Annotated in this window: 16 protein-coding genes; 6 read left to right on the top strand and 10 right to left on the bottom strand. The window is 41.9% G+C overall.

All coding sequences use genetic code 11. The features are described 5' to 3' along the window. Positions 1-7: 7 nt before the first annotated feature. Positions 8-382 carry a response regulator gene (locus BM008_RS01595; RefSeq protein WP_091932219.1) on the bottom strand — a complete coding sequence of 125 codons (375 nt, stop codon included), beginning with the start codon at positions 380-382 and terminating at the stop codon, positions 8-10. Between the two features lie 287 nt (positions 383-669). Between BM008_RS01595 and BM008_RS01590 the strand changes: the two genes are divergently transcribed. After that, positions 670-1,869 carry a nucleotidyl transferase family protein gene (locus BM008_RS01590; RefSeq protein WP_091932216.1) on the top strand — a complete coding sequence of 400 codons (1,200 nt, stop codon included), beginning with the start codon at positions 670-672 and terminating at the stop codon, positions 1,867-1,869. Positions 1,870-1,872: 3 nt separating this feature from the next. Here the strand turns inward: BM008_RS01590 and BM008_RS01585 are convergent, their stop codons facing one another. The 3 genes from BM008_RS01585 to BM008_RS01575 form a co-directional block, all read right to left on the bottom strand. Beyond that, positions 1,873-2,280 (bottom strand): hypothetical protein, encoded by a 408-nt coding sequence (locus BM008_RS01585; protein WP_091932214.1) that lies wholly within the window; start codon positions 2,278-2,280, stop codon positions 1,873-1,875. A gap of 140 nt (positions 2,281-2,420) precedes the next feature. Then, positions 2,421-2,729 (bottom strand): hypothetical protein, encoded by a 309-nt coding sequence (locus BM008_RS01580; RefSeq protein WP_091932212.1) that lies wholly within the window; start codon positions 2,727-2,729, stop codon positions 2,421-2,423. Between the two features lie 298 nt (positions 2,730-3,027). After that, positions 3,028-3,555: a DUF6141 family protein gene (locus tag BM008_RS01575; RefSeq protein ID WP_091932209.1), complete on the bottom strand. Its 528-nt coding sequence runs from the start codon at positions 3,553-3,555 to the stop codon at positions 3,028-3,030. Positions 3,556-3,610: 55 nt separating this feature from the next. Here BM008_RS01575 and cutA point away from each other — a divergent pair, with 55 nt between their 5' ends. Next, positions 3,611-3,922 carry a divalent-cation tolerance protein CutA gene (gene cutA, locus BM008_RS01570; protein WP_091932207.1) on the top strand — a complete coding sequence of 104 codons (312 nt, stop codon included), beginning with the start codon at positions 3,611-3,613 and terminating at the stop codon, positions 3,920-3,922. 45 nt (positions 3,923-3,967) lie between these two features. Here the strand turns inward: cutA and BM008_RS01565 are convergent, their stop codons facing one another. Further along, positions 3,968-5,056 carry a mechanosensitive ion channel family protein gene (locus tag BM008_RS01565; protein WP_091932204.1) on the bottom strand — a complete coding sequence of 363 codons (1,089 nt, stop codon included), beginning with the start codon at positions 5,054-5,056 and terminating at the stop codon, positions 3,968-3,970. Positions 5,057-5,160: 104 nt separating this feature from the next. Here BM008_RS01565 and BM008_RS01560 point away from each other — a divergent pair, with 104 nt between their 5' ends. Then, positions 5,161-5,871, top strand: a complete 711-nt coding sequence (locus BM008_RS01560; RefSeq protein WP_091932202.1) for a tetratricopeptide repeat protein — start codon at positions 5,161-5,163, stop codon at positions 5,869-5,871. Positions 5,872-5,905: 34 nt separating this feature from the next. On the opposite strand, the gene BM008_RS01555 is transcribed toward BM008_RS01560, so the two are convergent. From BM008_RS01555 to BM008_RS01540, 4 genes are all read right to left on the bottom strand, one after another. Continuing rightward, positions 5,906-7,015 (bottom strand): DNA topoisomerase IV subunit A, encoded by a 1,110-nt coding sequence (locus tag BM008_RS01555; RefSeq protein WP_091932199.1) that lies wholly within the window; start codon positions 7,013-7,015, stop codon positions 5,906-5,908. A gap of 4 nt (positions 7,016-7,019) precedes the next feature. After that, complete coding sequence (locus tag BM008_RS01550) at positions 7,020-8,882, bottom strand: DNA topoisomerase VI subunit B (protein WP_091932197.1); 1,863 nt, start codon at positions 8,880-8,882, stop codon at positions 7,020-7,022. Positions 8,883-8,977: 95 nt separating this feature from the next. Next, a complete protein-coding gene (locus tag BM008_RS01545; RefSeq protein ID WP_091932194.1) occupies positions 8,978-9,211 on the bottom strand; it encodes an Lrp/AsnC ligand binding domain-containing protein in 234 nt (77 codons plus the stop codon). 656 nt (positions 9,212-9,867) lie between these two features. Then, complete coding sequence (locus BM008_RS01540) at positions 9,868-11,352, bottom strand: replication factor C large subunit (RefSeq protein ID WP_091932191.1); 1,485 nt, start codon at positions 11,350-11,352, stop codon at positions 9,868-9,870. 87 nt (positions 11,353-11,439) lie between these two features. Here BM008_RS01540 and mtxX point away from each other — a divergent pair, with 87 nt between their 5' ends. From mtxX to BM008_RS01525, 3 genes are all read left to right on the top strand, one after another. Next, a complete protein-coding gene (gene mtxX / locus BM008_RS01535; RefSeq protein ID WP_091934070.1) occupies positions 11,440-12,303 on the top strand; it encodes a methanogenesis marker protein Mmp4/MtxX in 864 nt (287 codons plus the stop codon). 82 nt (positions 12,304-12,385) lie between these two features. Continuing rightward, positions 12,386-13,159 (top strand): thymidylate synthase, encoded by a 774-nt coding sequence (locus tag BM008_RS01530; RefSeq protein WP_091932190.1) that lies wholly within the window; start codon positions 12,386-12,388, stop codon positions 13,157-13,159. 203 nt (positions 13,160-13,362) lie between these two features. Further along, a complete protein-coding gene (locus BM008_RS01525) occupies positions 13,363-15,393 on the top strand; it encodes a hypothetical protein (protein WP_091932187.1) in 2,031 nt (676 codons plus the stop codon). A 1-nt stretch (position 15,394) separates the two neighbouring features. On the opposite strand, the gene BM008_RS14675 is transcribed toward BM008_RS01525, so the two are convergent. Next, positions 15,395-15,571: a hypothetical protein gene (locus BM008_RS14675; RefSeq protein ID WP_245747806.1), complete on the bottom strand. Its 177-nt coding sequence runs from the start codon at positions 15,569-15,571 to the stop codon at positions 15,395-15,397. Between the last annotated feature and the right edge of the window lie 22 nt (positions 15,572-15,593).

Raw genomic sequence — 15,593 nt, 5'->3', positions numbered from 1 at the left:
TTACTGCTTACTGCTTTGACGCTTCAAGATGGTAGTTTATCTTTTCTTTAAAACTGTGAATGTCAATTGGTTTGGATATATAATCTATGCATCCTGCTGCTATGAAACGTTCATCGTCACCGCGCATTGAATGAGCAGTTAAAGCAATAACAGGAACCTCTTTTGTATTTTCATCCTCTTTCAAACGTGAAAGTACCTCAAGTCCGTCCATCTTAGGTAACTGTATGTCCAGCAGAATAAGATCGAACTTGTTATCCTTTATCTTTTCAAGAGCAATGAAACCATCCTCTGCCGGAGTTACCTGATACCCATAGGATTCCAGAAGGTCTACAGTAAGTTCCATATTTACAGGATTATCTTCAATTACGAGTATATGACACATTTTTTCCCTCAAATTATTAAATTTCCCTTTCCACATATGTTTGTCTGAACCAATGGTAATTGCAAAGGGAAACGATGACCTTCGCATTTATCAGCCCACATCAGATAAATATAATAAATGAATGATAATATTGTTTAGTTATTTACTCTATAAAAGCATATCGCAGATAACCCCACACTTTTGTTATTATAAAGAAAAGTATCAAATATAACACATAAGAACAATGAGAACACAGACTATATCTACACAAAACAAAGTAAACGAGCTTGTTGCATAAAGTGGTCGGGTTGACAGAGAAAATGAATAGCAGAACGAATAAAGAAATTCAGGACATGATATTCGCCATACATGATTCACCATACAGAATAGTACTTACCATAACCGGCGGAGGGACCGAAGCTATTGGAGAGCTACTGAGACATGGCAGAGGATCAGATACTATACTGGAGGCTATCATCCCATACAGCAGAGAAGCCCTCATTGACCTGATAGGAAAAGAACCACAAAGATACGCTTCCATGGACACGGCAAAGGAGATGGCAATGGCAGCCTACATGCGTGCACTTTACCTTGATCCAAATGCAGAGGATCAGAAAGATAGAGAACTTATTGGTATTGGTGTTACCTGCAAGCTTGCCAGGACAACGAATGAACGTGAAGGCAGGGAACATGAGATACATTTTGCCTACCAGTCATACGACAGGACAGGTGTTTCAAGCGTTCTGCTAAAGGATATCACGAGCAGGGAAGAACAGGAAAAAGCCGTAGCAGAGCATATTATTGAAAAGATATACATGATATGCCACTATGGAAGGATAGATGGTCAGCGAGCTTTGAGCAACATGACCATGGAGAATTCTGTTGAAAGTGAGATAAAGGCACATGAAGCTGTGGCAGAACTGTTGTTAAGGACGCTCAAGAACATCAATTCCGGGCAACGGATAGAGCCTTTAAAGGTCGATATGGGAATAAGCAATAATAGAACACGTGTGGTGCTATCAGGCTCATTTAACCCATTCCATAAGAATCATTTTGAAATGATCAGAATAGCCTCTGAGAGGATCAATGGACCGGTAGACCTTGAGATATCACTGGCCAATGTTGACAAACCACCTATAGACCATATATCCCTTGACAGCAGGGTCAGCTCGATCATGGAAAATTATGATGGTAGATATATGGGAAACATATACCTTACAAATGCACCATTGTTCGCTGACAAGGCTATATTGTTTCCGGGTTCTGTTTTCATCATAGGTATGGATACACTCAACAGATTGTTCAATATAAAATACTACAGGAAAGACGAGAATACTGATGAGCTTATTGAACATTTCCGAGAATATGGCATTCGCTTCATGGTATTCCAGCGAAAAGGTTCAGAGGTATCCGAAAATATCGATATACCGGATATCTGCGAGATAGTTCCACTGGAAACATACATGGATGATGGTACCTCATCCACATTGATAAGAGAACAGAATTAAAAGTTACCGGATCCTACATGCATTATAGATCCTTGGATAACCCCGTAGCTCACTATTTTCCAGAATATCTGCATTAACTGCATTGGCAAGTTCTTGAACGATCGACTGTGCTTTCAGAATGCTTTGAACATCCATATTGCCCCATTCACCAGTTGATATGTTATCAAGTACTTCCTTAAGGAACGATACTTCATCGTGACATGCACAGGTGTCGAAATTAACACAGCAATTGCTTTCATTTGCCATTTTTTTGATGTCTTTGAACATCCTTTCCAAACAGGAACTTGTAAGTTCATGAGAGAATTTATGCCCCGAAGGAAGAACATTCTCCCTATGATAGTGCACCTCTGCCAGAAATAGAAGGCGGTCACACTCATAGAACCAGTCCCTTAGATCATATAATAGATTCATACCACACTGCATTTTAATAGAATCCAAAGATATAAAAAACTATTTCATGAAAATAGATAATATGGCACAGTATAGCGATTACTCAATTCACATGCTGGTGATCGCACACTGATGCTCATCATTGATACTTTATAATACACTTACAGGTCATTGCTGTCTACAGGGAAGTATGAACAAAGGAACTTTTCATCCTTGTATGATAACATGCTTAACCGTTCCCGTGCCATCAGGTCGAACAGTCTTTCTATACCCTGAGGATACGATCCTTTAGGATTCAGAGGTACAAGTGGCTCACCATCCACCATTTCCACATAGAAGAGATCAGAACCAAAATACCGGATAAAGCTAATATCATAGGCTTGAAAGATATCCATAAGATCATTTGTTGTGATAGATGGTATGAAATGTTCAAGTTCATTATCCCCAAGTTCTGTAAGCTCATTGTCCATAGTCAGAAATTGGCAATATAGCATAAATAAAGTGTCCATTCTTCCCAATATCATAGAAAATAAAGTTAAGAGTTTCAAATTTGAAACTATAAACAACAAACAAACTAAGAAATCAGCATCAATATAATGATTAATACAAATACACAAAATGATTACTAAAATTATGAAATATCCTAAACATATGAGCATACTAGTATGACATAATCAGCAAATAGCATAGTGTATGAAAATATCATAAAAAATATGAAGATATAAAAGGAAAGAATTTAAAGAAAAAAGAAACTTCACAGGATGAAACTTAATTGGACGTCCTGCTGCGACCCTGATCTACTGACATCTTTAGAACATCAGACTCCTGTGAGCCCAAAAGAAGATGCTTACCATTGGTTAACTTGAGCATCAGACCCCTGTTACCTTTTATGTTGTAAGCCTTGCCCTGAGAACCATACCTTATGCCCCATCCCCCATAATCACGAAGAGGCCTGTAGGTCACGGCATCATAGGCACTTATACTTTCAAATGGATAATGCTTGAAAGAAAGATGCACAGGGAAGAACTTCACGTAAATACCACTATTTCTGACAACTATTACCAGGCGAATGGAAAGTATGAACAATGGAAGCAGAAAACCAAACGCAACAAGTATAGATACCATACCCTGATCAGACACAGGGTTTGTGCCATAGGGACGCCCATATACCAACTGTTCTATGGCACCATACCATGCCATTGCAGCTGGCAGAAGAACTGCCAGCCATACCCAGAATTGAGTAAATCTCTGGACCTCTTTGAAAATGACAGGGTCCGCAGGATCATCACGAGTCATGAATAAAAATAAGAGGTTTAAAATATATAATTATTTTTAGAACTTTGATGTGATAATGATGTTCTCCATAGTACACACAACAACAGGAAACAAAGATGAAGCAAAAAGAATTGCTTTCAGACTCGTAGAACAAAAGCTAGCAGCCTGTGTCAACATGCACCCGATCGATTCAATATACGCATGGGAAGGAAATATCGAAGAAGAGATAGAAATAGCGCTTTCAATAAAAACAAAAAGCAGCAATGTAGAACCTGTCACACAATGTATAAAAGAAATGCATAGTTACGAGCTTCCGGCCATAATCTCATGGAAGATAGAAGGAGAAAAACAATACCTTGAATGGATCAGAGGATCTACAGATAAATAAAGATAATACAAAAATAGTTGAAAGCAGGAAATATTCCTGCTTACATTAGGGATCCTGCCTGATAATTGTCCGGACAGGGAATGGGATCTCTATACCTTCCTTTTCGAATATAGAATTGATCTTTGTATTTACTTCATTTATCACAGTGAACTTCTCACCCGGATGGGTCACCCACATGATCATGGCAAAATCAAGACTGAAATCCCCATGATTATCGAACCTTACATAGGGAGCCGGATCATCCAGAACAAAGTTTGTGCTCTTCGCAATATCCGTCAGAATACCACGGACCTTCTCAACATCAGAACCATAGGCAACACCTATTGTCACCTTTACCATCATTGACTCTTCGGGCGAAGTATAATTGGTCACCTTACTATTGGCAATTATACTGTTTGGGATAACGATCATGTTGTTATAGAGGTTCTTGATACGAGTACTGCGAATACCTACTTCCTGAACGATACCGATCTCGCCATCATCGATCTCTATCCTGTCACCAGGTTTGAAAGGCTGATCGAAATAAATAGAGATACCGCCGAAGAACTGTGATATCGTATCCTGTGCTGCGAATGCAACAGCCAGACCTACAATTCCGGCAGATGCAAAGAGAGGTAAAATATCTGCATCCCACACACCCTTGAGAATTGCAAGGATACCAAAGAAGACGATAAGGACATCTACTACATTCTTGAACAATGGAAGCAGTTCATCATCCATTCTTGTATCGGTCTTTCTGACAACATGTGAGAGTATATGCTTGAACAGGATCTTGTCTATCTTTAGAAGTGCCAGTATCCAGATAATACCAAGAACACTGAGGAGCAGACCCATAATTATCTCAATGGCTGCATTCCCAGGGAACACGATCTCAGCGGCAATGAATGCACCTAAGAACGATACAGTATAGAATATTGGCTTTTTAAGTGCATCTACAATGAGATCATCACAATCATATTTGGTCTTTGCAGCATAATGCAAGAATATCTTCTCAAATATAAGGTCTGCAATGAAAGCAAGCACTACAGCAGCAACCAGCACCACTGCAGCAGCTACAACATCCGACCCAAGAGCCCCCGACTGAGAGCCCACTAATTGCTCAATATAGAGAGGAATCGTGTTATTCAGAAACATGCACTCTGGTTCGAACAATTCTTATATAAACTTTTTTAAATCTAGTTCCAAACATCAGAACCAGCAAGAAAGATAATATACCTATTCTATGAATAGACCAGCAAATGAGAACGAAGAATTCAGATATCGTGAGAAACTGGGTCGAGAAAGGGATCAGCGAAAAAGACCCGAAAAAGAAATTACATTATTTTGACATGGCACTCGAACTTGACCCGAATGACCCTGCAGCTCTGAACAACAAAGGCATGGTACTTCACAAGGAAGGCAAACCAAGGGATGCGATCGACTATTACGACAGAATACTAAAACAGTACAATATGACAAGGTCACTGCCTGCACTCTACAACAAGAGCCTTGCCCTTAAAGAGATAGGGATGAATGAAGCAGCTCTGACCTTTATGAACAGGGCCCTGAAACAACAGCCAGATAATGAGAAAATAAAAAAGCATGTTGAAGACCTGACCCTTATAGTTGAAGGGAAAGCAGACAAAAGAACTTCAAAACCTGCAAATGTGCCTTCCAAAGATCTTGCAGTGAACCAGATATACGACAGATGGGAACCACCTGCAGTTACAACACTTCTTGCACATGCAATGAAATGCAGTCAGAAAGATATCAAGTACTACAAAGGTTTTGGAGAGGACCTGGTCAAAGAAAAGATAATCCAGGAGAATCTAAGCAATAAGCTATATTCATGCAGCTCATGCAAATTCTGCACCGATGATAGGTGCCATTACAAGGATACTAAAGGTATGATGGTTGCACCCAAAGCCATATGCAGGAATTTTAGACCCCGTAACAAGGACAATAAATAAAAAAAGAAAAGAAGCGATCCGAAAATGTTTCGGATCAAAGTATCCCGAGTTCGGTCAGACGTTCCGGAAGGTACCTATCTGTCACGAAATCAAGACCTTTTCCTGCAAAGGCCTGCTGTTCAGCTTTTTTGTTGATATCAAGCTGGAGACTAATTTGCTCTTTCCAGTAATCATTCCCGAACCGAGGATCTGTGAGCTCACTCCTCAGAGCAGCCACGTCCTTGTCGGTCAACTTATCAGTTGAAAGCTCATACTCCACGATGTCCGATGGCTGCACACCGATGAACTGTGCCCCAGGAGTTGCCATATGTTCGGAAAGGTGGGCACTTTTTATAGCACCATATGCAACTGAAGCAAAGATACGATAGGACCACGGGTCACCGTCAGTAAAGACAACTACAGGCAGGTTCATCTCCTCATTCATCCTTTTGATTATACGACGAGTGGAACGTGCAGGCTGACCCTTGAGGTGAACCAGGATCGCGTCATTACGTTCATCAAACCCATTCTCAATAAGCCTGGCATACATACCACCAGTCTCGATAGCAATAATGAATTTTGCATCCGTATCCAGGAACTCAATGTTCTCAACATTGAACGGGATCTGGTAACCACTTTCACCGATATCCTCCTGACAGTGAATTATACGATCCCCACGCTTTGTTTCTTCACGCAGACGTATAGGACCGAACATAGTAGCACCATCCTCCTCAGGACGCATGTGGAAGTATTCCCTCTGAAGACCGGATATGATCTCAAGGTCCTCGATCAAGCGATCACTTTCAGGTTGTTCCTTAAATTTTGCTATATCCCAATTCTCAGAGATATAATACAGCTCTCTTAAAGTGGATCCTCTGTTCTGCCCCAAATGGTTCTTTATCAGGAAATCAATGACATGGGATGTCTTCAACAACTGGAAAGCACCTTTTACTGTCTTTGCACTCCTCTCAGTCTCCCTGTCACCATATACCCATACATCACTATCCTCACTGTACTCGATATTAGCCTTTGTACGGCTTGGAAGGGTGACATTAGGAACTATCTCATCAACGAACTGATCGTACAGTTCTCCGGCAAGGCCCATCAAACGATTATTTGTAATCTCATCATGTTCCTTTTTCTGATCTGATCTGTCATCTGTCATTCGATCACCCCTTTATAGCTTTTGCACCAGTAACAACCTCCTCGTCAAGACCCTCAACAATAAGAGAAGGTAGTCTTGAGATACCGGCCTCATCAAGAGTTGCTACGGAATATTTCACGACCTTGGAAGCACCAGGTGCAACACTCAGGTCCCATATATAATCAAAATCATTACCCATGCTTATTATCTTAGGCTCAGGCACTGCATTCTCTGCCTCAAAAGGCACCATGTCATGCACTTTGAAGTCCTGCTTCTTGCTGGAGAAATTGTTGACCCGGATAGAGATATTAACACCACCGTTCCCATTAGGTTCCACAACACGATGAACAAGCAGATTACCCATTACCTTTGCAACAACGGGCTCTATGTCAGGAACATCACGTTCAAGGGTCTCAGCAAGCTTTGCGGCCAGTTTTGGAAGCACCTTGGTAATTATAACCTCTTTTTCACGTCTTTTCTTGAGATTATCACGCTTATTGAGGTATCGATTCATTTTTCTGGAAACTTCTTTAATGGCAAGTTCGATCTCATCCTTTATCTCAGGGATCTCAGCCACAGCATCCTTGGACTCAGAAGTAAAAGGTACATTAGTGGAAGCTACATGCACAAGGATAACTACAGGTCCTGAAGGCAACCCACCTCCAGGCTGGTTCAGACCGTATTGTTTCCATTTGATAGATTCGATAGCATGCGTTATGACACATCCACCCTGCTGATAAAGCAGAGGAACCCTGTTCGCAAAACGCATTATGTCCACACGATCATCCTTTTGCAGTTCGCCACCATATGCAATGCCAACCTCAACAATGAAAGGATTGCCTGAGAATACTGATGCACTCCGTGTGGTTGTCGCTATGAAATCAACACTGAACTCTTTCTCAAGTCCTTTGTAGATAAGATCCTCACCTATTGGAGACAGACAATCTGTCGGAGGAGCCATTATCTTGACCTTTGAGAAAGAATCAAGGAGTTTCTTTGACTGGTCCCTTGTCAGCTCATGAGGATCAAGATCAGGATCAAGACCTGATGCTTTACATATTTCCTCGGATGCAAGGTGCCCGATCTTGGAAAAAGAATAACGTAAGAAGGGAGACAATTTTTGCCTTTCTGTATACCTCAGCATCTTCATGAGAGTACCCAGTTCGATACCATGAGGATGTGGAAGGATCTCTTTAGCAGGAACCGGAAGTTTATCCGTTGCCCTTTCAAATGTAATCTCGTTCCCATCAGGCTCAACAAGGGTCAGTCTTGCATGTGGATTTACAATTGCAGTTGCTTTGAGATACTCATAGATGGATTGCCTCCTTCCTTTTACATATGAAGCCTCCATCTCCATCTCTATACGTGTACCATGTGGCCTGTCCCAATCCACGATCTTATCTTTCAGGATCTCAGGGTCATTGGTACTTGTATTGATCATAAGCTCATAATAGTGAGCAGGTTTGCCATGACCGATCTTGGAAATGATCTTGGTATGATGACCTGATGTCAACTGTGAGTACAACACAGATGCCGATATACCTATACCCTGCTGCCCACGACTCTGTTTAAGAGCATGGAACCTTGAACCATACAAGAGCTTGGCAAATACCTTAGGGATCTGCTCTTTTATAATTCCCGGACCATTGTCTTCTACTATGATCACTACATTGTCCTTTCCTGCCCGTTCTATATGCAGGAATATATCGGGTAGTATCTCAGACTCCTCACATGCATCAAGTGAGTTATCCACTGCCTCTTTGACCGTGGTGATCAAACTTCGGGGAGCAGAGTCAAAACCAAGTATCTGCCTGTTCTTCTCAAAGAACTCTGCAACACTTATTGACCTCTGGTTCTTTGCAAGTTCTTCTGCAATTGGATTATCCATAAGAGTATCATCCTCGTCCGTTATTGGCCACAACCTCTGTGGCCAAAAAATAATAACTCAGAATATATAAAAATCTTTTTCGCGATCGACACACATTACTTCAGTTCTGCACCAACAATAGTCTGTGTAGCAGTTACTGATTCAGCCTCACGAATGAGATCAACGATGCTGTTGAGATTTCCAAGATCATCTACCTCGATGATTACAACAAAATCATATTCACCAAATACGTGATAGATATCCTTGATCCCCTCTATACTAGTAAGCTCATTGTAAGCTGTTCTTTCTGTGCCCGGAAGCACATTGACCATGGTTACGCCTATTACCATATTATCACTAAGACAGAAAGTGGGAGCCAAGGTATTTAGCAGTTTTCTATGATATCATAAGTCCGATCACAATTAAAAATAGTCAATACCGCATGCAAGGGATTGTTTTCATAAAATCACCTCATAATGATGATGATAATGAGCACAACGTATATATACCATAGAGTTCATACTAGCATTTAGATGAGCGGGTTATCCTCTTTTTGACAATAACCCCCACTCCCCAACCCGCTCATACTCCACTCCACTTTTAACATCATTTTTACCAACAATTAAGTTTCAATGTGAGTAGTACCCTTTACTGTAGTTCACATATTCTAAAAAGAAAGTGTATTACCCGTATTACACAATCATAACAAAAAACTATAAAATTAACAAGCTACTTTTTTCTATAAAGTTGCACAAATCCTACATTATAGGACAACTGTTAAAACAAACAATATAATGAGATAGGAAATAATCCATCAAAGTCCGGCTGCTGGCCATCTTTTACTATGACCCTACGAACTCTGCATAATACAAGAAAGCATATAAAAAACATTATACAATATAATACATAATGTAAAATCTATTATTTAAAAAGCATCATGAAAAGTATATAATAAAATATATACTTAAAAAGTTGCTGCTGAAAAGCAGGCACCCTTACAAGAACATTAGAAATCGAACAGAGTCTTCTGAGGCGGTTTCTTGTCGGCTTCTTTCTTCGGGAAGGCAGGTGCATCAGACACCGGAGCCACAGATGCATCAGAAGCAGGCAGTTTATCAAGACTCATTTGAGAAGGGTCCTTCTTTGTCACAGTTTTTTCAACAAAGAATGCAGGCTCATCCGAAGGCATAATATGCTGGCGCTTTTCCTGAGCTTCATCATAGACCTTCTGAAGTTTCTTGGTCACTTTCTTAGCACCCATCATATAAAGGAACTCATCAATATCAAGTCCCAGCGTTGCCACAACATCGGTAGCATAATCATCCTGCTGCAGGAGCCGTGAATACAAACCTGCCACCTCAAGGCGGGAATAACGCATTGACTCATTACAATGAGAACCTACCTTCACAGCGATATTATTACGCATATTTCGCCTGGACCTCATCTGACCCATCTTTCTCCAGAGAGAAGGCGGCTGATATTTTACAAAACCACCACGTACACGACTCTTTGATACCACCGTACCACCGGTCATAAGCATACCGGCATAGCGCCACATACGATAGTTCTGGCGCCTGCGCACACGCCCAAGGAAACGATCAGCACGTGAAAGATACGAATAGCCCTGAACAATATCATCAGTAAGTGCTTCCTCACCTTTACCAGTATATTGATAAGGGAGATTCTCACCCACCCAGTGAATGAGATCCTCAGGAGTTTCATCAAGAGCATAGGTCGCGTCAAGTGCAGATGAAACATCAGTTCCTTTGAAGATCCTGCCTACTACTTTGAATATTGATTCTTTATTATCCCTGTCAGATATGGAAATGTCAGCTACATCGATCTCAGTACGACCAAGTGAGATCGCCTGAAGGTCATTGACAGCACTTCTGAGATCCCCATCTGCAGATCCGGCGATCTTCTCAATGACACCGACACCACACATGATACCCTCCTGATGCGCGATCCTCTTGAGCGCAGGGATCATCGAACGTGACTGGACAGAACCGAACTTCAATTCAAGACATAATGAACGTAATGAAGGAGAGATACCATAAAGGTCGTTAGCTATCAGAATTATCGGCTGGCTGGTCTTTTTAACCACATCAATAATAGCACGTGATCCACCACGGTCACTATTACCATGAAGATTATCAGCTTCATCAAGTATGATCAACCTTTTTGCAGATGCACCGGTCAGTGTCTGCATAGTAGATGCAGAACCGGCGATCTTTTCAATTACACCTGCTGTTCTCTGGTCACTGGCATTAAGCTCTATGACCTCCCAACCCATATCGCTTGCAAGAGCATGTGCAGAAGATGTTTTACCTATACCTGCATCCCCATGGAGCAAGGCAGCCTTTGACGCAGGAGTACCATGCTCCCAGTGCTCGCTCCATTTCCGCAGGTCATCTATCACCTTCTTATGACCTACAATATCATCAAGGGTCCTTGGCCGGTATTTCTCTGCCCATTCCATCTGCACTGTCATGTTACTACCCAATATTCAGGAAAAGTAATTAATGTTTGCATCACTTTGTTTGTTTTGATCGATATTATTAATGGTAGGTATCTTGATATGATATCAAAAAGTACAGAGAATCTCCTTGGCCTTATCGAGAGAAGGGCATTACAGAACAAGGCCAGAGTTGCCATAGGGGTACGCAATCCCAGTCCGAAGATGCTTAAGAGTGCCAGAGATGCACACGAAGCAGGATATGCACATGTGCTATTGGTCGGCAATAAGAAAGAGATAGAAGAAATAGGAACAGACCTTGAGATAATAGGCACCAATGACCCTGAAAGAACACTCGGCGACCTGCTAAAATCAAGGTACATCGATGCAGCCGTCAGAGGAACCGCTGGTGCATCGCAGACACTTGCCCACCTCAAGAAGATACTATGCCAGGAGAAGCTGCATCGGATCGCTTTGCTTCAGACGAACGAAGGAAAACCATTCTTTATTGCACCTGTAGGAATAGATGAAGGCAATGAACTGGCAGACAAGATAGAGTTCATAAAGATCGGAGTCGAGTATATTCGCAGGTTCGATATCGAACCGGTCGTTGGCATCCTTTCAGGAGGAAGAATGGGCGACCTGGGCCGTAATAGCAGAGTCGACCAGACACTTGCAGAAGGAGACTTCATAGCGAACAGGGTCAGAGAACAGGGCATAGATGCAGAGCACTACACCATACTGATAGAAGATGCTATCAAGGAAGCTAATTTCATACTCGCACCAGACGGGATATCAGGCAACCTAATATTCAGAACACTTGTATTCCTCGGAGGAGGAGACGGACTTGGAGCACCCATACTAATGGATGACTATGTTTTTGTCGATACATCCAGAGTTGGAGGCCATTACACTAAAGCCATAATGCTCGCAAGTGCCCTTGTGAGTAAACATGAGATCCAGATAGATGATGAGGAACAAAAATAATTATATCAGGGCGTACACATTTAATTTAGTGGACGAAACTGACCTTCTGAATACTTACTTATTCACTAGTTATTAAAAGGGAATGAACGACATGGAAGCCGTATTAATAAAAGCAAATACCATTGCCTCTGCATGGTCCCAATTGATCCATGAGATATATGAGAAAGGGGAGGAGCATGAACCGGACTATAAGACAAAGACAAAAAGGGTGCATGCAACCATATACATCAAGGACGTCAATGAGAGACAGGTCAGCCCCGCTGTACCTTTCGGAGAGAATCTCATAAAGAAATACAAAGAAGAGCTTACAGAAGAGTATGCCGAATGGTATGTTTCACTCACAGATGACGATAAGAGGAAATTCGACTACTGTTATGCAAAGCAGCTTTTCAGATACGGAGAGACAGCATACAATACACTACATGCAAATGTAAGTAACCTGCGTCCCGGATCCAGAAGACATGTTGGCGTGCTATGGGAGAATGAGGTACACATACCTAAATTCGAGGATCAGCCCTGCTGGATAGCATATAAGGTAGAGCTCCTGAACGAGACACAGGTAAGGATATACCTACTATACCGCTCATGGGATGCGTTTGGCGGATTCCCTGCTAATATACCAGCCATAGTAGAAGGGTTCAAAAAGGTATTCAGAGAACAGGACCTGCATTATGAGATCGAATCACTGATAGCTACCGGATGGGATACACACATCTACGACACCGATCTTCAGTCAGTAGAAAAGATATTCAAGAACAATTCACTATGCCCGCTATGCAAATGCATAACACCAAAACACTCATTCATACAGACAACAAAGGGCAAAGCATGTCCTGAGTGTAAAAAGTCAATGTGAACGCTTGTTCACATCTTTTTTATTTATTATTTTGTAGCTGCTGACCGATCAGCCAATAGCGGTAGCTTTGCTGAAAGATCCAAATCATACATATTACATAAACAACATAAGTTCAAAAATATAATTCCATTAATTATATATGTATGATACATGCATACACTAGTATGATTCTACACAAATGAACAATAGAGAGAGAGATCACTATGAAGAGACTTACTATCAGCATGTCTGATGAACTGTTTGATAAACTGGAAGTTATCGAGAACAAGAGCCTATTCATCAGAAAACTCATTGAAAGGGAGCTGGACATGTTAGACAATGCCCCACAAGATGAGATAATACCATGGACAGAAAGATTCAGTATCCTTCGTGAGGAGGTCACTGCAATGTCAGGCAGATTAGAGCTGATAGAGAAGAATTTCTCAGGCATAAACGACATGATCGGGAACTTACAGAGTAGACAGAGCATACCCGAAACTTTAGCAAATACACCAGAAGAGACACCCCTGATAGATACAATACTTCCCGAAATGGAAGAAACAGAAGACCTCACTGATGCAGATACAGGGGAACTAGATGAAGTTACAGAGATCACAACCCCGGGCATGACAGAGGACACACATACAATAGGACCTGTATCAATAGAACCAATAGCACCTCTGGAAAAAACAACTATAGCCGCAGAAATAGAGAGCGGAATAAAAGAAACAGGTCCAGCAACACAGGAAGAAACAGCGCATGAGATGAAACTTTCTGAGCTCGTGGCAGAAAAGGCCGGAACAAATGAAACTGAAGAGATAACACAAGCAACAGAAGTACCAGAATTTGAAATGCCAGAGCTGAAGCCACCGGAACAAGAGACAGAAGTACCAGCATTTGAAATGCCAGAGCTCAAACCACCAGAACAGGCAACTGAAGTACCAGAATTTGAAATGCCAGAACTGAAGCCACCAGTAAAGGAAACAGAAGTACCGGGATTTGAAATGCCAGAACTGAAGCTACCAGAACAGGCAACTGAAGTACCAGCATTTGAAATGCCAGAGCTCAAACCACCAGAACAGGCAACTGAAGTACCAGAATTTGAAATGCCAGAACTGAAGCCACCAGTAAAGGAAACAGAAGTACCGGGATTTGAAATGCCAGAACTGAAGCTACCAGAACAGGCAACTGAAGTACCAGCATTTGAAATGCCAGAGCTCAAACCACCAGAACAGGCAACTGAAGTACCGGGATTTGAAATGCCAGAACTGAAGCCACCAGAACAGGCAACTGAAGTACCGGGATTTGAAATGCCAGAACTGAAGCCACCAGAACAGGCAACTGAAGTACCAGAATTTGAAATGCCAGAGCTGAAGCCACAGGAACAAGGGACAGAAATACCAGCATTCACAATGCCGGATCTAAAGCCACCAGAACAAGGGACAGAAATACCAGCATTTGCAATGCCAGAGCTGAAGCCACCGGAACAAGAAGCAGAAGTACCAGCATTTGAAATGCCAGAGCTCAAACCACCGGAACAGGCAACTGAAGTACCAGAATTTGAAATGCCAGAGCTCAAACCACCAGAACAGGCAACAGAAATACCAGCATTTGCAATGCCAGAACTAAAGCCACCGGAACAGGCAACAGAAATACCAGCATTTGAAATGCCAGAGCTGAAGCCACCAGAACAAGGGACAGAAATACCAGCATTTGCAATGCCAGAACTAAAGCCACCGGAACAGGCAACAGAAGTACCAGCATTCACAATGCCGGATCTAAAGCCACCAGAACAAGGGACAGAAATACCAGCATTTGCAATGCCAGAACTAAAGCCACCGGAGCAGACAGAAGAAGCACCAGCATTCACACTGCCAGAGCTGAAGCCACCTGAAGGAGTTCCACCATTTGCTGCACCAGGATCACAACAACCACCCAATATGGGAGAGATCCCACCTTCAATGGGAAGTGGAATAGAGAGCAGACCCGAAACTCAAACCACACAACAACCAGTTGCATCACCACCTGCACCTGCAAGAGAACAAGGAACAGGAGAAAAGCCAGACAAGCTTGAAACTAACATACTGATGTATATGCCACGTGGTGCAAAGGTGAAAAAGGAGATCATCAAAAGCCTGGTATCACGACAGTTCAGCCAGGATGAGATAGACAGGAAGATACAAGAACTTGTTTCAAAGGAAGTTCTCGTTCTCAAACAGGAGAATGGAGTGGAACAACTTCACAGGCTCAAATAGATCAGACCAATCCAGTTCTTTCCGTAGACATTTCCGAAAGTATATTCCCAGGAGAGCACTGGATGCAAACACTTCTTGAATGGTCATAGCACCGATTGCAGACAAGCCTTCCACATATAGCACACGTGTTCAGTTTTGATACTGAACCGCATATAGGACAAATACCAGCTCTTTCCATTGAATAATACTCAGTCAATACA

This window comes from Methanolobus profundi, from assembly GCF_900114835.1.
Classification (GTDB): Archaea; Halobacteriota; Methanosarcinia; order Methanosarcinales; family Methanosarcinaceae; genus Methanolobus; species Methanolobus profundi.
This window is presented reverse-complemented; position numbering and strand designations above follow the sequence as displayed.

What these genes read in the sequence shown, in the direction of transcription:
- BM008_RS01555 (WP_091932199.1), bottom strand. Translation starts at nt 7,015, where the DNA reads ATGACAGATGACAGATCAGATCAGAAAAAGGAACATGATGAGATTACA.
- BM008_RS01580 (WP_091932212.1), bottom strand. Translation starts at nt 2,729, where the DNA reads ATGGACAATGAGCTTACAGAACTTGGGGATAATGAACTTGAACATTTC.
- BM008_RS01585 (WP_091932214.1), bottom strand. Translation starts at nt 2,280, where the DNA reads ATGAATCTATTATATGATCTAAGGGACTGGTTCTATGAGTGTGACCGC.
- mtxX (WP_091934070.1), top strand. Translation starts at nt 11,440, where the DNA reads ATGATATCAAAAAGTACAGAGAATCTCCTTGGCCTTATCGAGAGAAGG.
- BM008_RS01595 (WP_091932219.1), bottom strand. Translation starts at nt 382, where the DNA reads ATGTGTCATATACTCGTAATTGAAGATAATCCTGTAAATATGGAACTT.
- BM008_RS01545 (WP_091932194.1), bottom strand. Translation starts at nt 9,211, where the DNA reads ATGGTAATAGGCGTAACCATGGTCAATGTGCTTCCGGGCACAGAAAGA.
- cutA (WP_091932207.1), top strand. Translation starts at nt 3,611, where the DNA reads ATGATGTTCTCCATAGTACACACAACAACAGGAAACAAAGATGAAGCA.
- BM008_RS01560 (WP_091932202.1), top strand. Translation starts at nt 5,161, where the DNA reads ATGAGAACGAAGAATTCAGATATCGTGAGAAACTGGGTCGAGAAAGGG.
- BM008_RS01565 (WP_091932204.1), bottom strand. Translation starts at nt 5,056, where the DNA reads ATGTTTCTGAATAACACGATTCCTCTCTATATTGAGCAATTAGTGGGC.
- BM008_RS01575 (WP_091932209.1), bottom strand. Translation starts at nt 3,555, where the DNA reads ATGACTCGTGATGATCCTGCGGACCCTGTCATTTTCAAAGAGGTCCAG.
- BM008_RS01550 (WP_091932197.1), bottom strand. Translation starts at nt 8,882, where the DNA reads ATGGATAATCCAATTGCAGAAGAACTTGCAAAGAACCAGAGGTCAATA.
- BM008_RS14675 (WP_245747806.1), bottom strand. Translation starts at nt 15,571, where the DNA reads ATGGAAAGAGCTGGTATTTGTCCTATATGCGGTTCAGTATCAAAACTG.
- BM008_RS01530 (WP_091932190.1), top strand. Translation starts at nt 12,386, where the DNA reads ATGAACGACATGGAAGCCGTATTAATAAAAGCAAATACCATTGCCTCT.
- BM008_RS01525 (WP_091932187.1), top strand. Translation starts at nt 13,363, where the DNA reads ATGAAGAGACTTACTATCAGCATGTCTGATGAACTGTTTGATAAACTG.
- BM008_RS01540 (WP_091932191.1), bottom strand. Translation starts at nt 11,352, where the DNA reads ATGACAGTGCAGATGGAATGGGCAGAGAAATACCGGCCAAGGACCCTT.